The 22,523-nt window shown below is 35.9% G+C and carries 20 protein-coding genes; 10 read left to right on the forward strand and 10 right to left on the reverse strand.

From position 1 onward, the window contains the following. Positions 1-682: 682 nt before the first annotated feature. On the forward strand, positions 683-1,009 hold the full coding sequence (locus KHA90_RS20285; RefSeq protein WP_213305640.1) for a hypothetical protein: 327 nt from the start codon (positions 683-685) through the stop codon (positions 1,007-1,009). 1,024 nt (positions 1,010-2,033) lie between these two features. Here the strand turns inward: KHA90_RS20285 and KHA90_RS20290 are convergent. After that, on the reverse strand, positions 2,034-3,542 hold the full coding sequence (locus tag KHA90_RS20290) for a PAS domain-containing sensor histidine kinase (RefSeq protein ID WP_317197404.1): 1,509 nt from the start codon (positions 3,540-3,542) through the stop codon (positions 2,034-2,036). Positions 3,543-3,765: 223 nt separating this feature from the next. Between KHA90_RS20290 and KHA90_RS20295 the strand changes: the two genes are divergently transcribed. Together KHA90_RS20295 and KHA90_RS20300 are read left to right on the forward strand one after the other, a co-directional pair. Further along, entirely contained in the window at positions 3,766-4,275 is a 510-nt protein-coding gene (locus tag KHA90_RS20295; RefSeq protein ID WP_213305643.1) for a response regulator, read from the forward strand. Positions 4,276-4,421: 146 nt separating this feature from the next. After that, the gene (locus tag KHA90_RS20300) at positions 4,422-4,613 is read left to right on the forward strand and encodes a cold-shock protein (protein ID WP_053471281.1); all 192 of its coding nucleotides are present in this window, start codon (positions 4,422-4,424) and stop codon (positions 4,611-4,613) included. Between the two features lie 192 nt (positions 4,614-4,805). On the opposite strand, the gene KHA90_RS20305 is transcribed toward KHA90_RS20300, so the two are convergent. The 3 genes from KHA90_RS20305 to KHA90_RS20315 form a co-directional block, all read right to left on the reverse strand. Then, entirely contained in the window at positions 4,806-6,314 is a 1,509-nt protein-coding gene (locus KHA90_RS20305) for a PAS domain-containing sensor histidine kinase (RefSeq protein ID WP_213305646.1), read from the reverse strand. An 802-nt stretch (positions 6,315-7,116) separates the two neighbouring features. After that, complete coding sequence (locus KHA90_RS20310) at positions 7,117-7,335, reverse strand: hypothetical protein (RefSeq protein ID WP_213305649.1); 219 nt, start codon at positions 7,333-7,335, stop codon at positions 7,117-7,119. Between the two features lie 229 nt (positions 7,336-7,564). Next, positions 7,565-7,759 carry a hypothetical protein gene (locus KHA90_RS20315; protein ID WP_213305652.1) on the reverse strand — a complete coding sequence of 65 codons (195 nt, stop codon included), beginning with the start codon at positions 7,757-7,759 and terminating at the stop codon, positions 7,565-7,567. An 83-nt stretch (positions 7,760-7,842) separates the two neighbouring features. Here KHA90_RS20315 and KHA90_RS20320 point away from each other — a divergent pair, with 83 nt between their 5' ends. Beyond that, positions 7,843-8,064, forward strand: coding sequence for an isocitrate/isopropylmalate family dehydrogenase (locus tag KHA90_RS20320; RefSeq protein WP_449536187.1), 222 nt, complete (start codon positions 7,843-7,845; stop codon positions 8,062-8,064). Between the two features lie 269 nt (positions 8,065-8,333). Continuing rightward, positions 8,334-9,527 (forward strand): Na+/H+ antiporter NhaA, encoded by a 1,194-nt coding sequence (gene nhaA / locus KHA90_RS20325; RefSeq protein WP_213305655.1) that lies wholly within the window; start codon positions 8,334-8,336, stop codon positions 9,525-9,527. On the opposite strand, the gene KHA90_RS20330 is transcribed toward nhaA, so the two are convergent. Continuing rightward, the gene (locus tag KHA90_RS20330) at positions 9,524-10,834 is read right to left on the reverse strand and encodes a DUF389 domain-containing protein (RefSeq protein ID WP_213305658.1); all 1,311 of its coding nucleotides are present in this window, start codon (positions 10,832-10,834) and stop codon (positions 9,524-9,526) included. The genes nhaA and KHA90_RS20330 overlap by 4 nt on opposite strands. A gap of 140 nt (positions 10,835-10,974) precedes the next feature. After that, complete coding sequence (locus KHA90_RS20335; protein WP_213305661.1) at positions 10,975-12,759, reverse strand: chloride channel protein; 1,785 nt, start codon at positions 12,757-12,759, stop codon at positions 10,975-10,977. Positions 12,760-13,930: 1,171 nt separating this feature from the next. Between KHA90_RS20335 and KHA90_RS25740 the strand changes: the two genes are divergently transcribed. From KHA90_RS25740 to KHA90_RS20355, 5 genes are all read left to right on the forward strand, one after another. Continuing rightward, on the forward strand, positions 13,931-14,062 hold the full coding sequence (locus tag KHA90_RS25740; protein WP_317197405.1) for a hypothetical protein: 132 nt from the start codon (positions 13,931-13,933) through the stop codon (positions 14,060-14,062). A 312-nt stretch (positions 14,063-14,374) separates the two neighbouring features. After that, positions 14,375-15,238, forward strand: coding sequence for a helix-turn-helix domain-containing protein (locus KHA90_RS20340; protein ID WP_213305664.1), 864 nt, complete (start codon positions 14,375-14,377; stop codon positions 15,236-15,238). Between the two features lie 120 nt (positions 15,239-15,358). Further along, on the forward strand, positions 15,359-16,756 hold the full coding sequence (locus tag KHA90_RS20345) for a TolC family protein (protein WP_213305667.1): 1,398 nt from the start codon (positions 15,359-15,361) through the stop codon (positions 16,754-16,756). A gap of 12 nt (positions 16,757-16,768) precedes the next feature. Then, a complete protein-coding gene (locus tag KHA90_RS20350) occupies positions 16,769-17,812 on the forward strand; it encodes an HlyD family secretion protein (protein WP_213305670.1) in 1,044 nt (347 codons plus the stop codon). 2 nt (positions 17,813-17,814) lie between these two features. Then, positions 17,815-19,440 (forward strand): MFS transporter, encoded by a 1,626-nt coding sequence (locus KHA90_RS20355; protein ID WP_213305673.1) that lies wholly within the window; start codon positions 17,815-17,817, stop codon positions 19,438-19,440. 109 nt (positions 19,441-19,549) lie between these two features. Here the strand turns inward: KHA90_RS20355 and KHA90_RS20360 are convergent, their stop codons facing one another. The 4 genes from KHA90_RS20360 to mug all read right to left on the reverse strand — a co-directional run bounded on the left by KHA90_RS20360 (position 19,550) and on the right by mug (position 22,509). Beyond that, positions 19,550-20,155, reverse strand: coding sequence for a DNA-3-methyladenine glycosylase (locus tag KHA90_RS20360; protein WP_213305676.1), 606 nt, complete (start codon positions 20,153-20,155; stop codon positions 19,550-19,552). A gap of 76 nt (positions 20,156-20,231) precedes the next feature. Then, entirely contained in the window at positions 20,232-20,750 is a 519-nt protein-coding gene (locus tag KHA90_RS20365) for a hypothetical protein (protein WP_213305679.1), read from the reverse strand. A 33-nt stretch (positions 20,751-20,783) separates the two neighbouring features. Then, entirely contained in the window at positions 20,784-21,995 is a 1,212-nt protein-coding gene (locus KHA90_RS20370; RefSeq protein ID WP_213305681.1) for an MFS transporter, read from the reverse strand. 1 nt (position 21,996) lies between these two features. Then, positions 21,997-22,509, reverse strand: coding sequence for a G/U mismatch-specific DNA glycosylase (gene mug / locus KHA90_RS20375; protein WP_213305684.1), 513 nt, complete (start codon positions 22,507-22,509; stop codon positions 21,997-21,999). Positions 22,510-22,523 lie beyond the last annotated feature (14 nt).

Below are 22,523 nucleotides of genomic sequence, written 5' to 3' on the forward strand. Positions count from 1 at the left end.
CGAAAACAGATTTACTAGAAAAATAATTACTTTTACTCATCGTATTTTGTATGTCGAAACACAAATTTACGATTCATTTAAAGAAGCCATCTTTTTGGCTTCTTTTTTTATCGGACAACAATGAATTTTAATATATTTTATTGATGTTGTTTTTGCATTTTGGACAAACATTCAATTCTTTAATAAATTGTCCAAAACTAAAACTTTTTTATTGTCAATCTTAAGCCAGCTTATTTTTTGGATACTTTTTATATCAATTTCAGGATTAATAATTTACGGCCTTAATGATTTTTAGTTACATATGCCCTTGTGCACGTAATTGTTAAAAGTTTAAATGTAATAAGCGTTTAGAATGCATTGACAAGTAATTAATGCATGGGCAAGATAGATGGTTGTTTGACAACCATTCATATTGCAGATTACAGGAAAGTGGCAATCTGGGACTTTTAAAAGGTAAACATTAAATTAAATTGATTATTGGATATTAGGCTAATGTGGATATATTTTGACCATGATACAAGTTCATTTGATTTTGCAGAAATACCTTTTTTTTGTTCCTAATATATACTTTTAAAAAAATTAAGTAAACAAATACAGCTAATACAGCAAAAAGATTTATGATAAACTTTAGCATATGTAGTCGTATTTTTAAATAAATTAGGCAAGATTTTAAAATGATAATATGGCTACAAAATTTTGGATAGAGAAAGGTTGGGGGGAATCAGTAGATAATGCAACAATTGAAGATACTAATATTGCAATTGAAGAAATAATTAAAATTGGCAAAGAACACGCTACTTTCTGGGTGGGATATAATGACAAGGAATATGTTCTTAAGATCCATAAAGATTTAGATTTGTTCCTTATTTACGGAGAAAATCAAGATAAAAAGATACAAACAAAATTTGTTAATTGGGATGAGTGTCGACACTTTCTTGAGATGTACTTTTCCAAGGATTTTTCAGGTCTTAAGGACGAAATAAAATTGAAAGCATTTTCAAACAGTTAGAATCTCTAATATAAGTTCTATATTCCGTCAATAAAATTTTTCAAAAGAAATGGTCATGATTTTAAAAAAACGCAAACGCAAACAGCATGAAAATGGAGTAGCGGGTTCTCTCACTTCTTTAGCTAAGTTTTATCTTTACCTTTTTTAAATTCTTAAACTTATGGATACCAAAGGGCAGTGCTGTCCGAAGTCTATTATATGCAGTCTGTATATTTTAAGTTTAGTTTTACATTAAGCTATGATCGTGATTTATAAAATAGCTATCAGGTAATCAGTCAGATAGGTTTAATCGGGTATCAGGAATTGTTAGGGGAATCTAATCGGGGATGATTAGCATCGCCAATTGTATTTAATATTTTTATTGGGTTTAGGATTATTTTTCAGGAGCTTTTTCCCTCTATGCGTTGCAATCTTTTGTGCCGGACCCCGGCACAAAAGGATTTCCACTGCTATCGGGGCTAGGGTTGTCGCGGGGCAAATTTTGTCTTTGGAGAAGGTAAAATTGAACCTAATTATTGTATTTCTAATTTACAGGAGGTGTAAAAAATAAAATATTTTGTCGTAAAATATTTTGTCGTTTATGTCCTATAAAAAAAGGAAACGAAAACAAAAAATTAAGTAATGTATTGATTAAAAGTTTTTTTAAAAAAAAGGCGCCAATTGTCTTCAATTGGCGCCTTTTGGCAGTGTGGTGACCCCGACTGGACAAATTTCTATAAAATTTTTGGAAGATTTGAAGATATTGGCTTACTGGAGGTAGAGGCTGTCTTTAGGTGGCTTTTGTATTTTGGTTTGGATGTCCCGTTGGGGATTGTTGCCTTATTGTATCAATTTGTTTATTTAACGCTTAAGTCAAATACACATGCTTGTAATAATGAGGTTTAAAAAAAATACTTCAAAATTGTAATAATAAAAATCGAAGTGTAATTTTTTAACAAGAACAGATATATCTGGAAATAAAGCCAATAGTTTAGGTCGCAACAATATTTTATTGTAATTATATTCTATGAAGCAATAGCTATTTCTAGATACTTTCGGAAGTCTGTTTAAGAGGAAGGGTAACTATAAATTCGGCACCATTTTCTTTTTCTCCCTTAGCCATTATAGTTCCATTGTGCCTGTTAATTATCTTTTGGCAGAGTGCCAGGCCAATCCCGTTTCCCTCGTATTCATTCTTGGAATGAAGTCTTTCAAAAGCAGCAAATATTTTTTGTGCATACATAGGATCCAACCCGATACCATTGTCTCTGAAGGAAATTTCAACAGATTCAACCGAATCGATATTCTTTATAGCTGATGTAATAATAACTCGTGGAGACTGGTTGGCTTTTGTGAATTTGAGCGCATTTTGGATAAGATTGTAGAATAGTTGATGAATAAGAATAGGGGCTCCCTGGATTTCAGGAAGATCACTTACTATTAAAATGGCATTTTTTTCTTTTATTATAAGCTCCAGATCTGTTTTGATGTTCTCCAATAAATCGTTTAGGAAAATCTTTTCAACAGGCTGGGTGCTTTTGTCTATTGTAGAGTAGGCAAGGAGCCCTTCGATAATGCACTGCATACGATTTGCAGAATGGGTAATTTTATTTAAGTGCGTAACAGAGCGGTCCGGCAGCTGCTTTGCGATCTCATTTTTTAACATGTTATTGAAGATCTTAATTTTTCTCACCGGCTCCTGAAGATCATGGCTCACTACATTGGCAAAATGCAGCAGGTCATCATTAGATCGCCGGAGGTCCAGTGTACTTTCCTGAATCTTTCTTTTGAGTTCTGCTTCAATTTCTTTTTGATTATGTATATCCTGAACAATTCCTAGGATTGTTGAGGGATCACCCTTTTCATCTTTTATGATTTTTCCAAAAACCTTAACCCATTTCACCGAGTTGTCTTTTTGTATAATTCTGGCCTCATAGCAGACTACTCCGTTTTCAAGGGCCTCTTTATGGGCTTTTTCCTGAAGGCAGCGATCATCCGGGTGCAGTTTAGATGCCAGTGACTGTACAGTAATTTCAGAGTCGATCGACCATAGTTTTTTAAAATTATCAGAAGTTTTGATCCTGTTTGTTATTATGTCGATTTCATAGGTTCCCATGCCACAGGCTTCTATTGCCATGCTTAGCATTTCATCGGAATTCACTATTTGACTTGTGGCTTCATGTAATTTAGTGACTTCTGTGCAGGTATGTACCACGCCGTAAACAACTCCTTTTTCATTGCGAAGTGGGGTGAAATTATAGTTAAAAAAAAGTGGTGTCCATACTTCATTTATAAGGACATCAAGTTTTTTGTCATTGGACTGAAAAGATATTCCCGTTTTCATTACCGTAAGAATTTGTTCGCTAATCGAATCTTTGTAAAAATCCGCAATGATATCGGTAAACTTTTTGCCAATCACATGCTCCCCTTGATTCCATAAAGTAAGCATGGCGGTATTTGCAAAAGAAATTAGTAAATCATCACCACAATAAACTGCAGTGGGTATTGGAGTATGTTGTAGTATATCTTGTAGAAAAATTATATTGGTCTGCACATTTATTGGCTTTATGGTTGATACTAAGGTAGTGCGGTGCCCGGCAAGTTATGTTACACAATTTAAGAATAATGATTGTACAACTCCAATATAATTAATGCCCTAGCGGTTATGTTCTGTGAAGGCTAAATCAAAAAATCCCTATATTTTAATATTACTGCTTTGTTGAAATTTTTATTAAGCATTTATATATTACTTTTGGTGATTGTAAAACCGCTTCAATATGACAAGTCCTAAAAATTCTGCCCTAACTTCTAATGATTTGGAAGAAAAAGAGCCGGTAAAAATTATATTGGCCGAGGATGACAAGGATGATCAGGAATTTTTTTTGGAAGCTCTTGATGCAGCAAATATCCCTTCTGAAGTAACTACGGTAGAGAACGGAGAGGAATTATTGAGCACCCTGAGAGATCCGGATGAACCAAATCCTGATATTGTTTTTATAGATATCAATATGCCCGTTAAAGGAGGCAAGGAGGCGCTGGCAGAAATAAAGAGTGATCAAAAGCTAAAGGATATCCCAGCGGTTATGCTTTCGACTTCAAGTCACCCCAATGATATTGAAGAGACTTTCAGCAAAGGGGCAAACCTATATGTGCAGAAACCAAGTTCTTTTACCGGCTTTATTTTGATTCTGAAAAAAGTATTCCTACTGCACTGGACAAAAGTTTTGATAAATCCGGTTAAAAATATATTTTTTGTTTCTGAAAAGAATATTTCCGATAAGGACTAGATAATAGTATTTCTCATTGCGTATTGTAATTATAATACACTTTTATCCATATTTTTGGGATGCAGAAATAATATTTAGAATAAAAATCTCAATTTCAGCCAGTTCTAATTTTAAAAGGGTACCTATGGGTAATTAAATACATTAAAATGCAAGAGGGTACAGTAAAATTTTTCAATGAAGAAAAAGGGTTCGGATTCATAACTCCTAGCAATGGAGGAAACGAAGTTTTTGTTCATGTTTCAGGTCTATCAGAAAACATTCGTCAAGACGATGAAGTTCGATATGACATTGAAGAAGGCCGCAGAGGTCCAAACGCAGTAAACGTAGTGATAGCATAATATACTATAACAGTTAGCTTATAAAAGGCATCTGCACCCCGCAGATGCCTTTTTTTTGTTTTATGGATGTGGTGTATATTATTAGGATTTATTTTTTAGGAACTCTTCCCGCTGTAAAAGGAAAATTAAAAAAAAGAATGTGATTTTTTTCAAAGGATCCATTTTAGTACAAATCTCCTGTATATTTAAATTTTAAATGTTAGCTTTGGTCTGTTTCAGAGGTAGTGTAACTGTAAATTCAGCGCCATTATCCTTCTCGCCCGTGGCCGTTATGGTGCCGTTGTGCCTTTTAGCTATTTTTCTGCAAAGTGCTAGTCCCAGACCATTTCCTTCATATTGGTCTTTGGAATTTAATCTCTCAAAGGCTGTGAAAATCCTTTCGGCAAATGCAGGATCCATACCTATTCCATTGTCCTTGATGGTAATTTTCACTGCATCCTCGCCGTTAATAGTGACCAAGGCACTGGTAATAATAACACGCGGAGGCTGGTCTGCTTTGGAGAACTTAAGCGCATTTTGTATCAGGTTATAAAATAACTGTGTAATGAGAATCGGTGCACCTTCAATTTCAGGGAGCACTGTTGCATTGAGTATGGCGCCTTTCTCCTTGATGATGAGCTCCAGGTCGGTTTTTATGTTTTCAATAACTTCCGACAGGTCAATATCCCCAATAGACTGCTGGGATTTATCGATTGTTGAGTAGCTTAAAATGCCCTCTATGATATTGTTCATCCTTAGCGCTGACTGGTCAATCTTTGTAAGGTATTTTTTGCAGCTCTCATTAAATTTAGTATCTTTTTCATTTCGAAGCAGGGTATTGAAAATTTTAATTTTTCTGACCGGTTCCCGAAGATCATGGCTCACTACGTTGGCAAAATGCAGCAGATCGTCATTCGATCTTCTGAGCTCCTCGGTACTTTGGGCGACCTGTCTTTTGAGTTCATCCTCAAATTCCCGATGTTCATGGATATCCTGGATAATGCCGATAATGGCCGTATCATTGCCATTGTCATCTTTGATGACCCTGCCGTTAATTTTAATCCAGCGGGAGGTCTTATCCTTGCTTATAATCCTGCTCTCATAAGATACGATCCCTGTACTCAGGGCATCTTGATGTGCTTGTTCGCGTAGGGGTAAATCTGCTGGATGTAGTTTTGCAATTAGCTGCTCATTTGATACTTCCCCCTCAATGCCGACTATGTTGTTGAAATTCCCACAGGTCTTTACTTTTCTGGTGGCAAGATCAATTTCATACGTTCCCATGCCCGAGGAGTCTATTGCAATGCGGAGCCTCTCCTGAGCGCTTTGCAACTGCAGTTTTGCCAGGTGTATATCGGTCACGTCGGCCCCGGTGTTCATCACTCCGTAGATATGGCCGTTGGGATCAACAAGGGGAATAAAGCTGTAGTTGAAATAGTGTGTTTTAAGCACCCCGTCGATCACAAGGTCTACTTTTTTATCCTTGGCATGAAAGGGTATGCCGGTTTTAAGCGCTGTTGTGGCCTGCTGGTAAAAATCTTCTTTTTTGACCTCGGGAAGTACCTCAAGGTAGTTTTTTCCCAGTACCTGATCACCTTTGCCCCAGGCTTTGATCATCGCGGTATTGGCTAGTTCTATTTTAAGCTCATCCCCTGAATATACGGCAATTGGCAAAGGGGTATTGTCAACGATATCTTTTAAGAGACTCATATGTCGGTACATGGCTATCTGTTTTTGGTGGTTACGAAGCTAGCGTGTTATTTGAGATTACTATTATAGAAAATCGGAAAAGTTTTGTACAATTACAACATAGGTTTTTTTGTTGCACTCCATAGAATCTTCTCTCGCTGTATTGCTAAGTTATAAAAAAGCAAATAATTTGTTTAACTTTATTTTGGAAAAAATAAACAAATCAATCTGTTTAACATCCGGATTACTTTTTATAAATAAATTTAGAATATCGCGCTTGTTTTTTAGTAATCAATATCCGACACAATGAGTAATAGATTGTATTTTGACTATTGGCGCTGTATTCTGGTGTTGTATTTTATCTGGAGAAAAAAGTACAGCCATTTTTAGTTTGGTTGTATAGCTATAATTGACCGATTGGAGCAGCATGTTACTGAAGCTTTAATTTATTCTGTTAATTCCATATTTTTTTTAATTTCCCTGACAGCATGGTAACACTTTGATGTAATTAATGCAATTTACGAAAAAAACGTTGTAGGGTATTTGATATAATGAAAGAATGAAATGGAAAACCCGCCACATACAGTTATGTACATGGCGGGGTGTCCATAAACATAATCTTCCATTTTATGTTTACTTATAATTTTCGTATTCAAAGGTGACCTTTAATAAAGGGATCTTCTTATAGCTTTGATGCTGGTAATTGTATAATACGCATCTGTACTTTCCTGAATTTATAATTTTAGGAGTCTTTAGGGAATAAACAGATCCAAATGAGATGGACTGATTACAAAAAGATACCTGGTGAATCACCTGCGCCTTTAATTTTTTATGCTCATCCGTTTATTTTCTCCTTATGGTACTCCCGGAGCCATTTTTCCATTTTCTGCAGTAATTGGATTTCATCTGGATCGCCTATGGGGTCGGAAAGTCCTGTTATGGTTCTTTGGTAATTGAATTTTTTATTCTCAAAGCAGCAGGTGAATTTCGGGAACTCGTTGTGGGATACCAGCCATTGGTTGCCATCTGCATTTTTTATTTCAAACTTCTTCATTTCTTGTAATCTCCTTTACAGGGGCAGGCCCTGATATGCTATTGCTTTTATGCGCTGTTTTTGCTGCTGGATTGTAACGGGTAAAAGTAGGGGATTATTGCCTTTATGGTGTTATATAATTTACAGGCGGGGATTTTTTTGAATGCCTTTAGCTATTATGTAATTTCATTGGCATTATCTACTCTCACTGGCTTATTTAATCCTATTACATTTCCTTGATCTCAGTACATTAGAATTTTCGCCCAGAAGGTTTAGTATTGCGCGGTGCACCATGAGTTGATTCATCCCTGGCGCGTTCATCTTCTTTTAGCTCCTCACGGCCAAGCTGCCCAATTTCGAATTCCCTCTCAACTGGATTATCCTTTTCGGGCGCTATAGTTTCGAAGGAATTATTTTGAGCCTCATCGCTTTTTTGGGTATCCATATCCGTTTGAGACCCCTTTGAAGGATCATTCTCTATAAGGTACTTTTCTATGTCCTTCCCCCTTAAGGCCCGATCAGTATGATGTGATTGCTACACTAAATCTTAACGGTGATTACATCTCAGATGCTCTGGCCGCTATAGTGGGAGGAATAGGCATAGCGCCCGGTGCCAATATTAATTACGCCACAGGGGTTTCTATTTTTGAAGCCACGCATGGAACAGCCCCTAAGTATAAGGATCTCGATAAAGTAAATCCGTCTTCTGAAATCCTCTCAGGGGTAATGATGCTCGAATATATGGGATGACTTTATTGGATTTTAAATATAGTGAGGGCAAGATTGGGATATATGTTTGTTCGGCAATAATATCGTTAAGTGATTCAAAAATTCATGTCATTCCTGAACCGGAAAATGAATACGCCACCGCAGATCCTAATAAATCATTAGATGATTATAATAAAATAACGCAAGCCTAAAAGGTGCTATTTGAAAGAAACAGTTGGATATTAAAAAAATACAATTTTTCTCAATCTAAATATTTGCAGAGGCAATTTTGAAAAGCTAAATTTGTATTTATGGCAAAACTCATAAACCTTAAGATATTTTCTCATTTCTTCCGTTCCTCTTCTGCAGGCGGAATTTTTTTACTGATCTGCGTACTTGTATCGCTTTTGATTGCTAATTCAGGCTGGTCGGATAGTTTTAAAGAAATTCTTAATATAGAACTTGGTTTTAATACAGGTGCAGTACACCTTCGTTATCCGGTTTTACTATGGATAAATGACGGACTGATGGCTGTCTTTTTTCTTCTTGTGGGACTGGAAATAAAAAGGGAAATAATAGAAGGGGAGCTTTCTTCGTTTTCGCAGGCCTCTCTGCCGGTTCTCGCCGCAGTCGGCGGAGTCCTGGTTCCTGCTCTTATCTATGCCTTTTTTAACAGCGGGGATTCGCTGACTTCAAAAGGCTGGGGGATTCCTATGGCTACTGATATTGCTTTTGCACTGGGAATTTTATCCCTTTTGGGCAGTAAGGTACCTTCGGGACTTAAGATATTTCTGGCTGCGCTGGCTATTGTAGACGATCTTATTGCTATTTTAGTCATAGCCATATTTTATTCCTCAGAATTGAATTTTGTCTATCTGGGATATTCAGGGGCATTGTTTGTTTTATTGATAATCTTTAATCGGATGGGGATTAAAAACCTGCTTTTTTACCTGATACCTGGAGTGGTTATCTGGTATTTTATTCATCACTCAGGAATACATGCTACCATAGCCGGAGTACTTGTGGCGATGACAATACCAACCAATGAGGAAGATACTGATTCTCCGCTTGAAAAATTAGAACATACACTCACGCGTCCTGTTAATTTTATTATCATGCCCATTTTTGCCCTTGTCAATACCAATATCACTTTTGAGTCTGCCATGGTAGGGGGTCTTGCAAGTAATCTCGGACTTGGTATTATTCTTGGATTATTTCTGGGGAAGCCTATTGGTATTTTTATAATGTCATGGTTATCGGTAAAATTAAAAATCGCAGCGCTTCCCGAATCTACGACCTGGATGCATGTACTGGGACTTGGCCTATTGGGTGGAATAGGATTCACAATGTCTATATTTATTGCCTTACTATCCTTTCAGGACATACTGCATCAGAATGAGGCCAAATTCGCCATACTAATTGCCTCCACAATTGCCGGTATTTTAGGATTCTGTATTTTGAGTCTGTACAATAAAAAGCAGAAAAAGACTTTTCAGAATAGTTAAGGCTTCCTGAAAAGCTCTACATCTTTAACTGATAGTCTTTCATTAAGCCATTTTTGCAATTTTTGATTTTCAGCCTTATTAAGATCTTTACCGGCATCATAGATAACAGCGGTTATGATACTGGTGCTGTCCTTCTGATTGATTAATGTAGTTTTTGTTATGGCGAGTGAACTTATAACAGGAAATAAGACCCTGGTTTCTTTTAAAATCTGGCGGTTGTCAAATTTGTTTTTGTTCAGTTCTTTTTCCAGCTGCATGATCTTGACATCTTTAACATTCATTTCATTTTCACTGCTTTTAATCTGATTCAGGATATCACCCTTTAGCGTATTAAAACGATCGGTGCTGTCCTGGCGAATCTGCAATTGGGTACCTGTGAGGTATTTGTTATGGTTTAGCCTGTTGATGAGATCTTTGATCTCTAATTTAGAAAAACGTCTGGATAGGAAAGCGAGTTCCAGCTTCTTGCTTTTAGAATTAAAATCGGTTTTTTTATATACTATAGTATATCCTTTATCGGTGAATTCACTCTCAATGAAAAGATTGACATTTTTTTTAAACTGCTGTTCCCTGTAAAGGGAGTAAGCAAGATAACCGCTGGGTACCAGCATAACTGTTATTAAAAAAGCAATGGTATACTTTACGCGTTTTTGATGTATTTCATCTACCTGTTTGACTGCCGGATAATTAAGGGATTTAATAATTAAAAATGTAGCGATTCCTATAAATACGCAGTTGATGCAATAGAGATAAAACGCACCAAGGAAAAAGGTCCATTGCGCCGTAGCCAGCCCGTATCCGGCCGTGCATAATGGCGGCATAAGCGCCGTTGCGATAGCAACTCCCGGAATTGGATTCCCTTTTTCAGATCTTGTAACGGCAATTACCCCTACAACACCCCCGAAAAAGGCGATAAGGATATCATAGATATTAGGGGAGGTCCTGGCCAGTAATTCGGACTGGACGTCCTTGAAGGGACTCAGGTAAAAATATAAGGTTGAAACTACCAGACTTACCACAGTTGCAATAAGCAGATTATTGAGTGACTTTTTAAGTAATGAAAAATCGTAAATACCAAGGGCAAATCCGGCTCCTACTATTGGTCCCATAAGAGGGGAAATCAGCATTGCTCCAATGATAACAGCCGTTGAGTTTACATTTAATCCCACCGAAGCAACTATGATGGCACAGGCCAAAATCCAAAGGTTTGCTCCTTTGAAGGTTATGTTTTTCTTAACAGCCTCTAATGTTTTCGCCCTGTCATCTTCTCCATCGCGAAGGTTGAGTAAATCTGTGATTTTATTCATAATCTCTAAAATTAGTATCTATAAACCCTATTTTAGGGACAAGTGTAGCTAAGTTAAGATTAATTCGGGTAACTATTGGGAGAATCTGCTAATTAATATGGGGCTAGAATTGGAATTAACCTTATTCGCAAGATAAGATTTTATTCAAAAATCATCGATTTCAGCCTGTTTCTGTAGGACTCCAATACGTCTGACTTGGTTATAAAACCATAATATTTTCCATTTTTAAGCACAGGCAGGAATACTTTATTGCTTTTTTCAAATTTATTCATAACGGTTTCCATGCTGTCAAAGATATATACAGTTTCAACAGGCTGGACCATAATATCTCGCACTATGATATTTTTAGTTTTGAGGTTATCGAAAATTACTTCCCGTATATCGTTAAAATAAACAAGTCCTTGCAGATCATTTTCCTTATTTACGACACCAAAAATAACCTGGTCGGAGTGCGCTAAAAGCTCGGCAACATTTTCAAGGTCCTGATTCATTTCTACAGTGAGATAATCTTTTTTGACAAGATCTTCGATTTCCAGCGTGCATAGAATATTAGTATCCTTGTTGCTGGTAAAAACATTTCCTTTTTTTGCCAGATTCTTTACATCCAGGGAATGTTTTTCAAAACGCTTTGAAACAGCAAAACTCACAGAGGCTACAATCATCAGAGGAATCATTAAATCATAACCTCCGGTTATTTCTGCAATAAGGAAAATAGCAGTAAGAGGTGCATGAAAAAGCCCGCTTAGAATCCCTGCCATACCCACAAGTGTAAAATTACTCACCGGCAGATCGGTAAGGCCTGTAAGATTTAAAAATTTCGAAAAAAAATAGCCTGCATAAGAGCCAAGAAAAAGCGAAGGAGCAAAATTACCTCCATTACCGCCGCTTCCCAGGGTAATCCCCGAAGCAAAAGCCTTAAGTGTCATGGACAAACCTACAAAAGCCAGCAGGACCCAGTTATTGTCGGCGTAATCTTCAAAGAGCGTATTTTCAAGAAGTTTCCCAGGATTTTTATCAGCCAGGGTTTTGATACTTTCGTATCCCTCTCCAAAAAGCGTAGGAAATATAAAGATCATCAGCCCTAAAATGCAGGCTCCGATTAATGCTTTTTTATAGATGCCAAATTGTAAATGGGCAAAATAGTGCTCGGTTTTTAAAAATTTACGGGCGTAAAAAACAGCAATAAATCCGGTAAACAGCCCCATTAAAACATAAAAGGGAATATTATGGTAGTCGAAAGTTTGTTTTTCTCTAAAAGTCAATAATATATTCTCATTAAGAACTATGGTGGAAACCAGTGTTCCGGTAGCAGCTGCAATCATGATGGGGGTAAAGGCCGAAATAGTAACGTCTACCAGTAATACCTCAATGGCAAAAAGCACTCCGGCTATAGGGGCATTAAACGCAGCGGCTATACCGGCTGCCACCCCGCAACCTATTAAAAGCGTGCGTTCCTGATAGCTTAATTTGAACTGCTGGGCGTAGTTGGAGCCAAAAGCCGCGCCGGTGATCACAATTGGGCTTTCAAGACCTGCAGATCCTCCAAGTCCCACGGTAAGGGAGCTGGTAATAATCTGTGCATACATCTGTTTTTTGGGAATAATGCTGGCTTTTCGTGCCACTATATATAAAATTTGAGAAGTTCCTTTCTCTAAGGTTCCTCCCAATACTCTTTTAACAACAAAAACAGTCAAAAGAATACCAATAATAGGCAGAATGCTGTTAATAAAACTTAATTTTAGTGTGCTGTTAATGTACGTTGCAAATGAATATACCGAGTGAGCGAAGCTTTTTAAAAAAATTACGGCAAAGGCCGATAAAATTCCAATTAATACACTTGATAGAAATATAAACTGTTTTCGGGTTAATTTTTCCTGCCCCAGTATTAGGATTTGTTTTGCTTTTGAAAATTGTTTTGCGAACATTTTATTGAATGATATTGTAGAAATGCAAAGTTAGGGCTAAAGAAGCCTTTTAAAAAAATAAAGTGTTAATGTAATGATAATTTTGATTGTTTCATAGTATTGCAACTAAGTGCTATTTTGGTTCTGTCGCATTTAGGAATAACTTTATCTTTATAATTTTAAACCCATCAAAAAATGAATACTAAAGGTCATTGTTATCCAAAATATATCATTCTTCAGGCAGTGTATTTTAAATTAAGATTTACACTTAGTTACGGTGATGTTGAGGAAATAATGAAAATTCTGGTCATCCTGACCTTTACTTTCCTTTGTATCTGAATTCATGATTTTATTTTTTAAATTAAGTTTTTACTCTCGTTTTTTAAAGGGGGTGCCTCGGGCAGGTTGGCCGGTACTGCCGTGCCTGCCGCCATTTTTCACTTCTCTGTCCTTTGCGGGTTGTCCTTTATCAAATGTAAAGCGATAGTTGTGATTTTTTTTACAGAATAATGGGCTGCATTTATAAAATAGCTATTAGGTAATCAGGGAGGTAGGTTAAATTGTTTTGGTTTTAATGTTGTTTTTTTGGAGCTTTTTCCCGCTATTCGTTCCATCTTTTGTGCCGAACCCCGGCACAAAAGGATTTCCACTGCTATCGGGGCTAGGGCCACTGGAGAGGCCTTTTTGTTTTAGAAAACTGCACATTGAAACCCAATTGATGTAGTGGACTTTCAGCTTTATTAAATACGCACCTTTTTATATTGATGTAATAAAAGATGGCATATTACGGCTCCTTAGCATAATAAATTAGTCAGGTTACAATAAAAAAAAAGGCTCAGTTGTCTTCAATTGGCGCCATTTGGCTGTTAAGTGACAGGGACGGGACAAATTTCTATAAATTTTATTGAAGATTTAAAGAGATTGGCTTACTACTGGTAGGGCATGTCTTTGCATGGCTTCAGTAATTTGGTTTGGATGTCTTGTTGGGGATTAATTAAAATTCGTGTGAGTTTAGTTTCTTTTATGCCATCTTAATAATAAATTAAAAACTTTTCCAATAGATCAAAGTTCATTTGACAATGTTACTAAATATTTTAAAATTTCACTTTCATTTCTTTTATAATAGGTTGATTTTCCATTTCTGGTGCAAATTAAAAGGTTGCATCTATGTAACATATTCAAATATTCTGATATGGTTGATTGGGACAGTCCAGCCTTTTTATGTATCAGACCCACAGAAACACCAAAATCAGGAAACGGTAGTGGCGACGGAAAATTTTCTTTAGGAAATTTTAGCCATTTAAGAATGTTTATCCGTACTTGATTTGACAAAACTTTATTAATTTCTATAATATCCATTGGGCTTATTTTTTATATAAATGGCAACTTTAAATTATTAAAGGCGACAACACAAAGGAACAGCTGATGCTAAAAATTATTACGTGACTTAGATCACATTCGAATAAGCGAACGTGTGATTTAAAAAGCCAATTCTTAACTTAGCGATTTGTAGTATATTATAATTGAATTATATCATTGGCATATACACTATCAGGTAATAAGTATTGTCATATATTTAGTATAGAATAACAACTTTCTCGCTTATGTTAAACGAAGTATATTAATTGAAAAACATATGAAAACTTTTTCACTTTCAAGACACAGTCAGCTTTTTTCAGTACCCGAAAGTAGAAAAGACTATCTTTTTGTGGGATCAGGAAATCTTCCTTATCATGAAGAACCTTATCGTGCTGAAAGTTATGCTATTGCCTATATAAAAGAAGGCGGTGTAAAACTTACTGCAGGATTATTCTCATGGGATATTGAAGGCCCGTCAATAGTTACATTGGGACCAAATGTTATACGGTACTTTACCAAAAGCAGTGATCTTTTAAAAATGGAAGTGATTTTTTTTAAAGATACCTTTCTGTTGGAACGATATTCCGATCTCTTTTTCCTTTTTAAATATGATTTTTTTGGAAATAATGGACTTCATGTTTTACCACTAAAAGAATCTTATTACACTAAAATTAACAAAGTCTTCGAACTCATTCAATTGACAAAACTTGCTGGAAATTTCTATGAAGATGAATTAATTCGCAATTACATTTTTTCATTAGTTTATGAAATTGATTCGTATTACAGAGCACTTAGTTCAGAAGCCTCTTCAACTTTAAAGGACCATCCTTTATTTGCCAAATTCAGGCAATTATTAAATGCAAATTATATGCAAGAACATAAACTTGATTTTTATGCCGCACATCTTTATTTAACTCCTAAGTCATTATCAGCTGCTATTAAAAAGATAACAGGCAGATCTGCAGGAAAATGGATTGATGATGCCATAATTTTGGAAGCAAAAGTTTTACTTCAGAATAAAATACTTACCGTCTCACAAATTAGCGAGATGTTGAATTTTTCAGACCAGTCTGTATTTGGAAAATTTTTTAAAGCTAATGCAAAGTTGTCGCCAATTGAATATAGAAAAAGATTCAATTAAATTGAGAATTATAATTTTCTTAAAATTACGCCATTTCGACGAACAATGAGGTGAAATTGGCGACTTTATGCCTTCTAATTAACGGAATTTTGTCTAATTAAAACTTTAAAGGTTTTCGTTATGAAAAATTCAAAAAATTATATTGTATCACTTGATTTAAGAGTGCATGTTTTTAACCAAAATAACAGATTTTTATTCCTCACTTCCATATGGTTGTTTATCTTTTTAATCCTTTCTAATAGCATTAAGGCTCAGGATGTTCCGCAGGAAAAGTATAAACTTTCATTAGCAGAAACAGTTGAATTTGCAAAAGCCCAAAACAAATGGGTTCATGCAGCATATATTGAGCAGAAGGCAGCAAATGAAGATCAAAAAGATACTTATGCAGCTGCATTGCCTGTTATAAATGTTGGAAGTTCCTATCAGCGTTTTTCCGATTTGACACTCTACACCGACGGATTGAGCCACTCCACATCTGGGCCAAGAAAACCAACACCTAATAGTGCCGCTTTAGGAATTGATGTTTTGTTTAACATCTACAATGGTGGAAAACAACAGGCGGTACAAAAAGAGCAAACTTCACGCCTTAAACTCGCCAGATTAAATACCAGCGAAATTTCAGGAAATATTGCTTTGCAGACTGCAACACAGTATCTTGATTTAGTTAGACTTAATGAACTTCATAAATTTATTCTCGATCAGCTTAAACGGGCAGAGACCAGGGTTAACAACATTTATTCGCTTTACAGAAATCAAAAAGTAACCAAAAGTGATGTGCTTCGTGCAGAAGTGGCATTGTCGAATGTTGGACTTTCCTTGCAGCAAAACGAAAATGATATTCTAATCGCCAACCAAAAATTGGTCAATTTAATGAATGTTCCGGATTCTGTAGTTATTCTTCCAACGGATTCGGCTGGAATGTCTAAACCGGATATAATGTCGTTGAAACCTTTTATTGAAAATGCCGAAGTTTCTTCTTTTGATGTACAAAAATCAGCTGAAAATATTGAGACCCAACGTGCAAGACTAAGCGGCGTCAAAAGTAATAACAAGCCAAGTCTGACCTTTTATAGCAACTATGGAGTGAATTATCCTAATTATTTATTTTTTCCTCCGGTTAACCAAGCCTATTCTCTTGGTTTTGTGGGACTAAAAATGCAGTACAGTATTTCTTCACTTTATCAGAATAAAAGTAAGGTCACAGCAACTAAACTAAGGGTAAACGAATTAGAAATGCAGCATGAGGCACATACTGATCATGTTCGTATAGAGGTTAAATCGTATTATATCAAATATATCGAAGCACTTCGAAGAATTTCAGTAAATGAAAGATCTGTAGAACAAGCCAGAGTCAACTTTGGTATTGTAAATACAAAATATCTCAATCAGCTTTCCTTATTAACCGATTTACTTGATGCTGATAATCTTTATCAGGAATCAAGACTGAATGTGGTGAAAGCCCAAACAGATGCTCTGGCTATTTACTATCATATTTTATACACAAGCGGAAATTTGTAAAACACTCAAAAAATGAAAACAAAGAATCATAAGCTGCACCCTGGAAATATCGCCATCAAAGTAATAGCGTTGCTAATTATTGTATTGGGTTCCGGATATTTCTTCCATTACTGGAACTACAGCTCAAAATATGAAGAAACGAATGACGCTCAGGTTGAATCTTACATAAATCCGGTTTCAGCCAGAGCTGGTGGATATATTAAAAGCGTTCGGTTTAACGAGCATCAATTGGTAGAACAGGGTGACACACTTGTTATATTGGATGACAGGGAATATATGGCCCAACTAGAAGTTGCAGAAGCCGCTGCAGAAGATGCACGTGCACAATTAACGGTTCTTCAGGCAAGTATACAATCTGCTGAAACAGGAACAAGCGTCAACCGCGATCAGATTAAATCGGCTCATGCCAGATATATTCAGCAGCAACAGGACATAAAACGTTATGCAAATCTTGTAAAAGAAGAGGCTGTAACCGGTGCAGAATTCGAGCAGGTTAAAGCACATTATGATGTGGCAGAAAGTGATTATAGTGCTTCACAAAATATATTGAAAACAAGCGAGGTGCGAATAACAGAATTAAAAACTCATTTTGCATTGCTGCAGGCTGATATTAAAAGAAAAGAAGCTGGATTGAAACTGGCAAAACTTAATTTATCGTATACGATTATCAGAGCACCTTATTCGGGAAGACTCGGACGTAAAAATATTTTAGAAGGCCAACAGATTCAATTGGGACAGCCATTAGTTAGTATTATTAACGAAAAAGAAAAATGGATTATCGCCAACTACAAAGAAACGCAGGTAGAAAATATGTACGTGGGACAACCTGCAGAAATACATATAGATGCAATAGAAAATAAGGTTTTTAAAGGGAAAATTGTTGCTATTGCAGGTTCTACGGGATCACGCTTTTCGCTTTTGCCTGCAGATAATTCTACAGGAAATTTTGTTAAGATTATTCAGAGAGTACCGGTAAAAATCGAGTTTTTAGATAAACAGGAGGAAAGGATTATGGGAGGAATGAATGTAACTGTTGCGGTTAAAAAAAGATCATAATCATGAAATCTGTCTATTTTAAGGATTGGGTAGCAGGCTGGGAGTGGGTATCGCGTATTGGATTGTTCCTGTTGCTTTTGTCTGCACTTGTTCAATTGGGAATGTTCGTGCTGACTCAAAACTATATGGTTTCTTATCTTGGTGCACAACCCGAAGATATTTGGTTTGCAGTAATGGCTACTTACGCCGGTATTATAACTATTTTGCCGGTGCAATTTCGCTTTTTACGTTATTTTGAAACGCGAAGTTATTTGCTGTTTAATATTATGACGGCCATAATACTGAATGTACTTTGTATCCACTGTCAGGATATTTTCTTGTTTTTATGTATCCGTTTCGTTCAAGGTGTTTTTGCCGGGAATATTATTGTTTGTACGTTAACATTAATTTTTTCGAGACTGCATCCGGAACGTGCCAGACCCGTAGGATCTGCAGTATTTTACGGAACAATGCTCAGTAATACGGTTTTGATTGCAATGGTTTCAGGAGTTTTAGTCGAATCATCAGATTGGAAATGGACGTATTATTGTTTGATATTTTTTCAGATACTCATGTTAGTAGTAGTTTTATTATTTCTAAAACGTAAATCGGGGTTTAGACGTTATCCTTTATATCAGATTGATTTCGCCGGAATGATTGTGTTTGGCTGTACAGCTCTTGCCGGAGCTTATACTATTCTTTATGGATCAAAATATTACTGGTTTACTGATTCAAGAATATGTGTAAGTAGTTTCATTGCTATAATAGGTATTGCTTTATTCTCTTATAGACAGCATATTGCAAAAAGGCCAGTTGTTCATTTAAGCGTTTTTAAATCCCGCAATTTTATTGTCGGGCTTTGTATATTGGCGATTTATTATGGTGGAAAAGACAGTATAAACCTTATTTACAATTATGCAGGTGGTGTATTGAAATGGAGTACGCTTCAAATCATTATATTGGCAGCTTGCAATATGACCGGAATGGTGCTTTTTCTGGTACTTTCGATTCGTTTCATTGTTACTAAAAAAGTATCGGTTCATGCTTTTTTTGCGCCAGGATTTGCATTATTGGGATTGTTCAATTTGTGGATGTCCTTTTTGTTAACGCCAAACTTATCTTTCACAGATTTACTCGTTCCTGTGTTTGTGCAGGGAGCCGCTTCAGGACTTTTGTTTGTTCCGATAATGATCTTTGTTCTTTCATCAGCTCCTGGACATACAGGAAGCAGCGGTTTGATCATTGCAGCTTATACTCGTTTTACGGCAACTCTAAATTCATTTGCCGGATTTTATAATTTGCAAATATATTATAATCAATATTTTAAAGAAGGATTTTTGGGTTATGTTACATCAGAAAATCCAAATACAACAGAATGGCTAAATTCAAATAAAGGAATTTATGCTTCCAAAGGATTTTCAGCAGATCAAGCTGCTGCTTTGGCAAATTCTGCTTTATCACAGGCAGTTAATTTACAAAGTCAGTTGTTAACTAATAGAGCTATTTTTACTTTGTTTGCTCTTGTATTACTCGCACTTGCTTTGTTAATTGCTATTATTCCTTTACTATTCAAATTTTACACTCGTAATAGAAAAAAGAAAGAAAGGGTACGCCTAATTTTAAATTTTTCTCTTGAAAAAGCAGCTTAATTTAAACGCAAAGTATAAAAAGAAAAGACGCCAGGTTCGCAAAGCTTAATATTAAAAAGCTTTGCGAACCTGGCGTAAATCTTAGCGCTATTTGCGGTAAAAAATCAGTTTAAATCTTATTCGGCTTACTGACATATTTATTGCCTTTAATGAAGAACCTCCAAGGTAAAAAGGCATCTTCCTGTGCATACGCAACACCAACTCTCGGCGACGCTATAATATCATCTTCCGGATATCTAATGCCATAATCTTCCAGCCAGATTTCTTCTCCGCCTAAATCTTTATGATTAAATGAATTATCAATTCCCAAAGCTTTCGCCGCCGAACCCGGACCAGATGAAATGGCACTTTTACTAATAGACATGTTACGTCGCAATTCCATAATTTCTGTACCAATCATCGGTTCAATAGCTCGTATTAATACAGCATGTGGTTCGCCTTTAACAGAAGTCACCACATTGAACAAATGATGAATGCCATAACATAAATACACATAAGAAACGCCACCTTCACTGTACATTATTTCAGTTCTGTTCGTGCGTCTTCCGCCGTAAGCGTGAGAGGCTTTGTCTATTTCACCAAAATAGGCTTCCGTTTCTACAATTACACCGGCCGTAATTTGTCCTTCTTTTTGAGTAAAAAGTACTTTTCCCAGCAGATCTTTGGCCAGGAAAAGTACTTCTTGATTAAGATAATAGGATGATTGTAGTTTCAAATCAATTAATTTAATGCTTTTAATAAATACAAATATGCTTTTAGAAGTTTAAATTTTCAAAAAACAAATTCACCAATCAAATTGATTGATGAATTTGTTTTTTGAAATAGATTCGTTTTGGATAATCCTTGTCATAAGAACTCTCTTCAAAGTCGAATCTTTCATATCCAAGAGATTGTGCTGTGTTAATTAAAATACTATCTACTTCAAAAGCTTCGATCCAGATTAAATCGTGTCTTCTCTGAACGGCAACTTCTTCAGCACGTTTCAAAAGTAAAATTAAGTCTTCTAAACTAAAATAAACAATATCACTCACACGAATTGCTTTGTTTGCTTCAAGATTCTGATTAATAAGTCTTCTTGAATCGATCTTTAAAAAAGATAATGGTTTTTTCTCTTCGCCTATGGCTAATATTTCAACCAAGAAATCATTTTGTATTTTTGAGAAATTTTGCCCCGAAAGATTTTCGTTAGCATATTTTTCTCCTAATGAGTTAGATTTTCCAAATAAATTCGAATAAAAAAGGATCGAATTGTTTTCCATTGAAGTTATAGTTTCATTAATGATCACTATAAATTTTGCTGCTTTTGACATGACTTTATTTTTTTGTCAGCGAATGCTAACAGATTATATTATTGGTTTTATTGCATTTTCTGCTTTACTCTTTTTATTATTTCTTTTTTCTGATATTAATACGATACTTATTGCTATTATTCCCCACAACAACAGCTGTGAAGTTGCTAATTCCCATCCGCCAAGTCTCCAGCACAACAATCCGAAAAAGGTTCCAATCGCTCCGCCAACAAAATAGGTAGTCATATAAACTGTATTGATTCTGTTGTGTTCCTGCTGAGGCAGACTGTATATTTTGGTAAAATTGGTTATTTGGGTAGCTTGTACGCCTATATCGAGCATCAATATGCTCAAAGCCAAAACCATTGTTGAATAAGGAAAAATTTTCAGTAAAATAATACTGACGATAATCATTGAAATGGTTAGTACTAATGATTTAAAAGCACCTCCATTATCTGCTAATTTCCCGAAGTAAGGTGCTATAAGAGCGCCCACGATAGCAACTAATCCAAAAAGGCCTATTGTTCCGGGACTATAGTGAAAAGGTTCGCCACTCAGGAAAAAGGTAAGTGTGGTCCAAAACGAACAGAATATTCCGAAAGTAAAACCTCCCAATAAAGCGGTTTGACGTAATAATGGATATTTTGGAATCATCGATAGCGTTGACTTTATTAAGCTTAAATAATTTCCTTTGAATGCAGAAGGAATATCCGGAAGAAAAGCCTTTAGTAAAATCATTGAGACAAAAACAAGAACGGCTGATAATCCAAAAACATAGCGCCATCCAAAAGCGTCAGCGATTAGGCCGCTAAATACCCTTGCTGCCAACATTCCGACTAAAATTCCGGCAAAAACTTTCCCGACGGTTTTACCTCTGTTTTCTGTACTCAAAGTTGCTGACATGGGCAGAATAATTTGCACAGGTGTCGAAAAAATACCGATTAAGAAACTCAATATACAAAGCACGACATATGAACTGCTTAAAGATATTAGAATTAAAGCAAGACAAGCCAGAGCAGAAATGCCCAGAATCAGACTTTTTCTGCGAAGCTTATCTCCTAAAGGAATAATGAAAAACATTCCTAATCCGTATCCAAGCTGCGCGAGCATTGATATTTTTCCGATTTTCGCATCACTTACATGAGCTGCTAATGCCATATCTTTTAAGATAGGCTGATTGTAATATAAATTTGCAATCATAATTCCGCATGCAATAGCCATTATCGGTATAACAATTTTACTATTTATTTGTTTATTGGTTGTCATTTTAGTTTTTATTAGTTTGTGAAATAAATTGATATAATTCTGAATAAGAAGTAACGAGTTGATCAAGTGGAAATCCTCTGTTTAAACCGCTGGGATTTGGAAGAATCCAAACCTTTGCTCCGCAGAAATCTTCCGTTTGTAATCCCCATAAAAGTTTCTTTTTCCCTGAAAAAGCCATGTAAGCTGCTTTTCCTAAAAAAGCGATATATTTCGGATGATATTCTGCCATTTTGATTTTAAACATTTCTACAGAATCGGCAAATTCTTCTTTTGAAAGCTGGTCTGCACGAGCCGTTGCTCTTTCGACGGCGGTAGTCAATCCATATCCGAATTCCAGAATAGTGGCATCGTTTGATGGTTCAATTTGATAAGGCGTAAAACCAGATTGATGAAAAACCTTCCAGAAACGATTGCTTCGTCCGGAAAAATGGTGTCCATCCCAGGCAGATTTTAAGCCGGGATTAATTCCACAAAACAGAACTTTAAGGTCTTTATTAATGAGATCGGTTAACATTGTTTCTTTAGATT

Source organism: Flavobacterium psychroterrae (assembly GCF_018380615.1).
Lineage (GTDB): Bacteria > Bacteroidota > Bacteroidia > Flavobacteriales > Flavobacteriaceae > Flavobacterium > Flavobacterium psychroterrae.

Excerpts from the sequence above, each read along its gene's own strand:
- KHA90_RS20285 (WP_213305640.1), top strand. The coding sequence starts at position 683 with ATGGCTACAAAATTTTGGATAGAGAAAGGTTGGGGGGAATCAGTAGAT.
- KHA90_RS20295 (WP_213305643.1), top strand. The coding sequence starts at position 3,766 with ATGACAAGTCCTAAAAATTCTGCCCTAACTTCTAATGATTTGGAAGAA.
- KHA90_RS20300 (WP_053471281.1), top strand. The coding sequence starts at position 4,422 with ATGCAAGAGGGTACAGTAAAATTTTTCAATGAAGAAAAAGGGTTCGGA.
- KHA90_RS20305 (WP_213305646.1), bottom strand. The coding sequence starts at position 6,314 with ATGTACCGACATATGAGTCTCTTAAAAGATATCGTTGACAATACCCCT.
- KHA90_RS20310 (WP_213305649.1), bottom strand. The coding sequence starts at position 7,335 with ATGAAGAAGTTTGAAATAAAAAATGCAGATGGCAACCAATGGCTGGTA.
- KHA90_RS20315 (WP_213305652.1), bottom strand. The coding sequence starts at position 7,759 with ATGGATACCCAAAAAAGCGATGAGGCTCAAAATAATTCCTTCGAAACT.
- nhaA (WP_213305655.1), top strand. The coding sequence starts at position 8,334 with ATGGCAAAACTCATAAACCTTAAGATATTTTCTCATTTCTTCCGTTCC.
- KHA90_RS20330 (WP_213305658.1), bottom strand. The coding sequence starts at position 10,834 with ATGAATAAAATCACAGATTTACTCAACCTTCGCGATGGAGAAGATGAC.
- KHA90_RS20335 (WP_213305661.1), bottom strand. The coding sequence starts at position 12,759 with ATGTTCGCAAAACAATTTTCAAAAGCAAAACAAATCCTAATACTGGGG.
- KHA90_RS25740 (WP_317197405.1), top strand. The coding sequence starts at position 13,931 with ATGGTTGATTGGGACAGTCCAGCCTTTTTATGTATCAGACCCACAGAA.
- KHA90_RS20340 (WP_213305664.1), top strand. The coding sequence starts at position 14,375 with ATGAAAACTTTTTCACTTTCAAGACACAGTCAGCTTTTTTCAGTACCC.
- KHA90_RS20345 (WP_213305667.1), top strand. The coding sequence starts at position 15,359 with ATGAAAAATTCAAAAAATTATATTGTATCACTTGATTTAAGAGTGCAT.
- KHA90_RS20350 (WP_213305670.1), top strand. The coding sequence starts at position 16,769 with ATGAAAACAAAGAATCATAAGCTGCACCCTGGAAATATCGCCATCAAA.
- KHA90_RS20355 (WP_213305673.1), top strand. The coding sequence starts at position 17,815 with ATGAAATCTGTCTATTTTAAGGATTGGGTAGCAGGCTGGGAGTGGGTA.
- KHA90_RS20365 (WP_213305679.1), bottom strand. The coding sequence starts at position 20,750 with ATGTCAAAAGCAGCAAAATTTATAGTGATCATTAATGAAACTATAACT.
- KHA90_RS20370 (WP_213305681.1), bottom strand. The coding sequence starts at position 21,995 with ATGACAACCAATAAACAAATAAATAGTAAAATTGTTATACCGATAATG.
- mug (WP_213305684.1), bottom strand. The coding sequence starts at position 22,509 with ATGTTAACCGATCTCATTAATAAAGACCTTAAAGTTCTGTTTTGTGGA.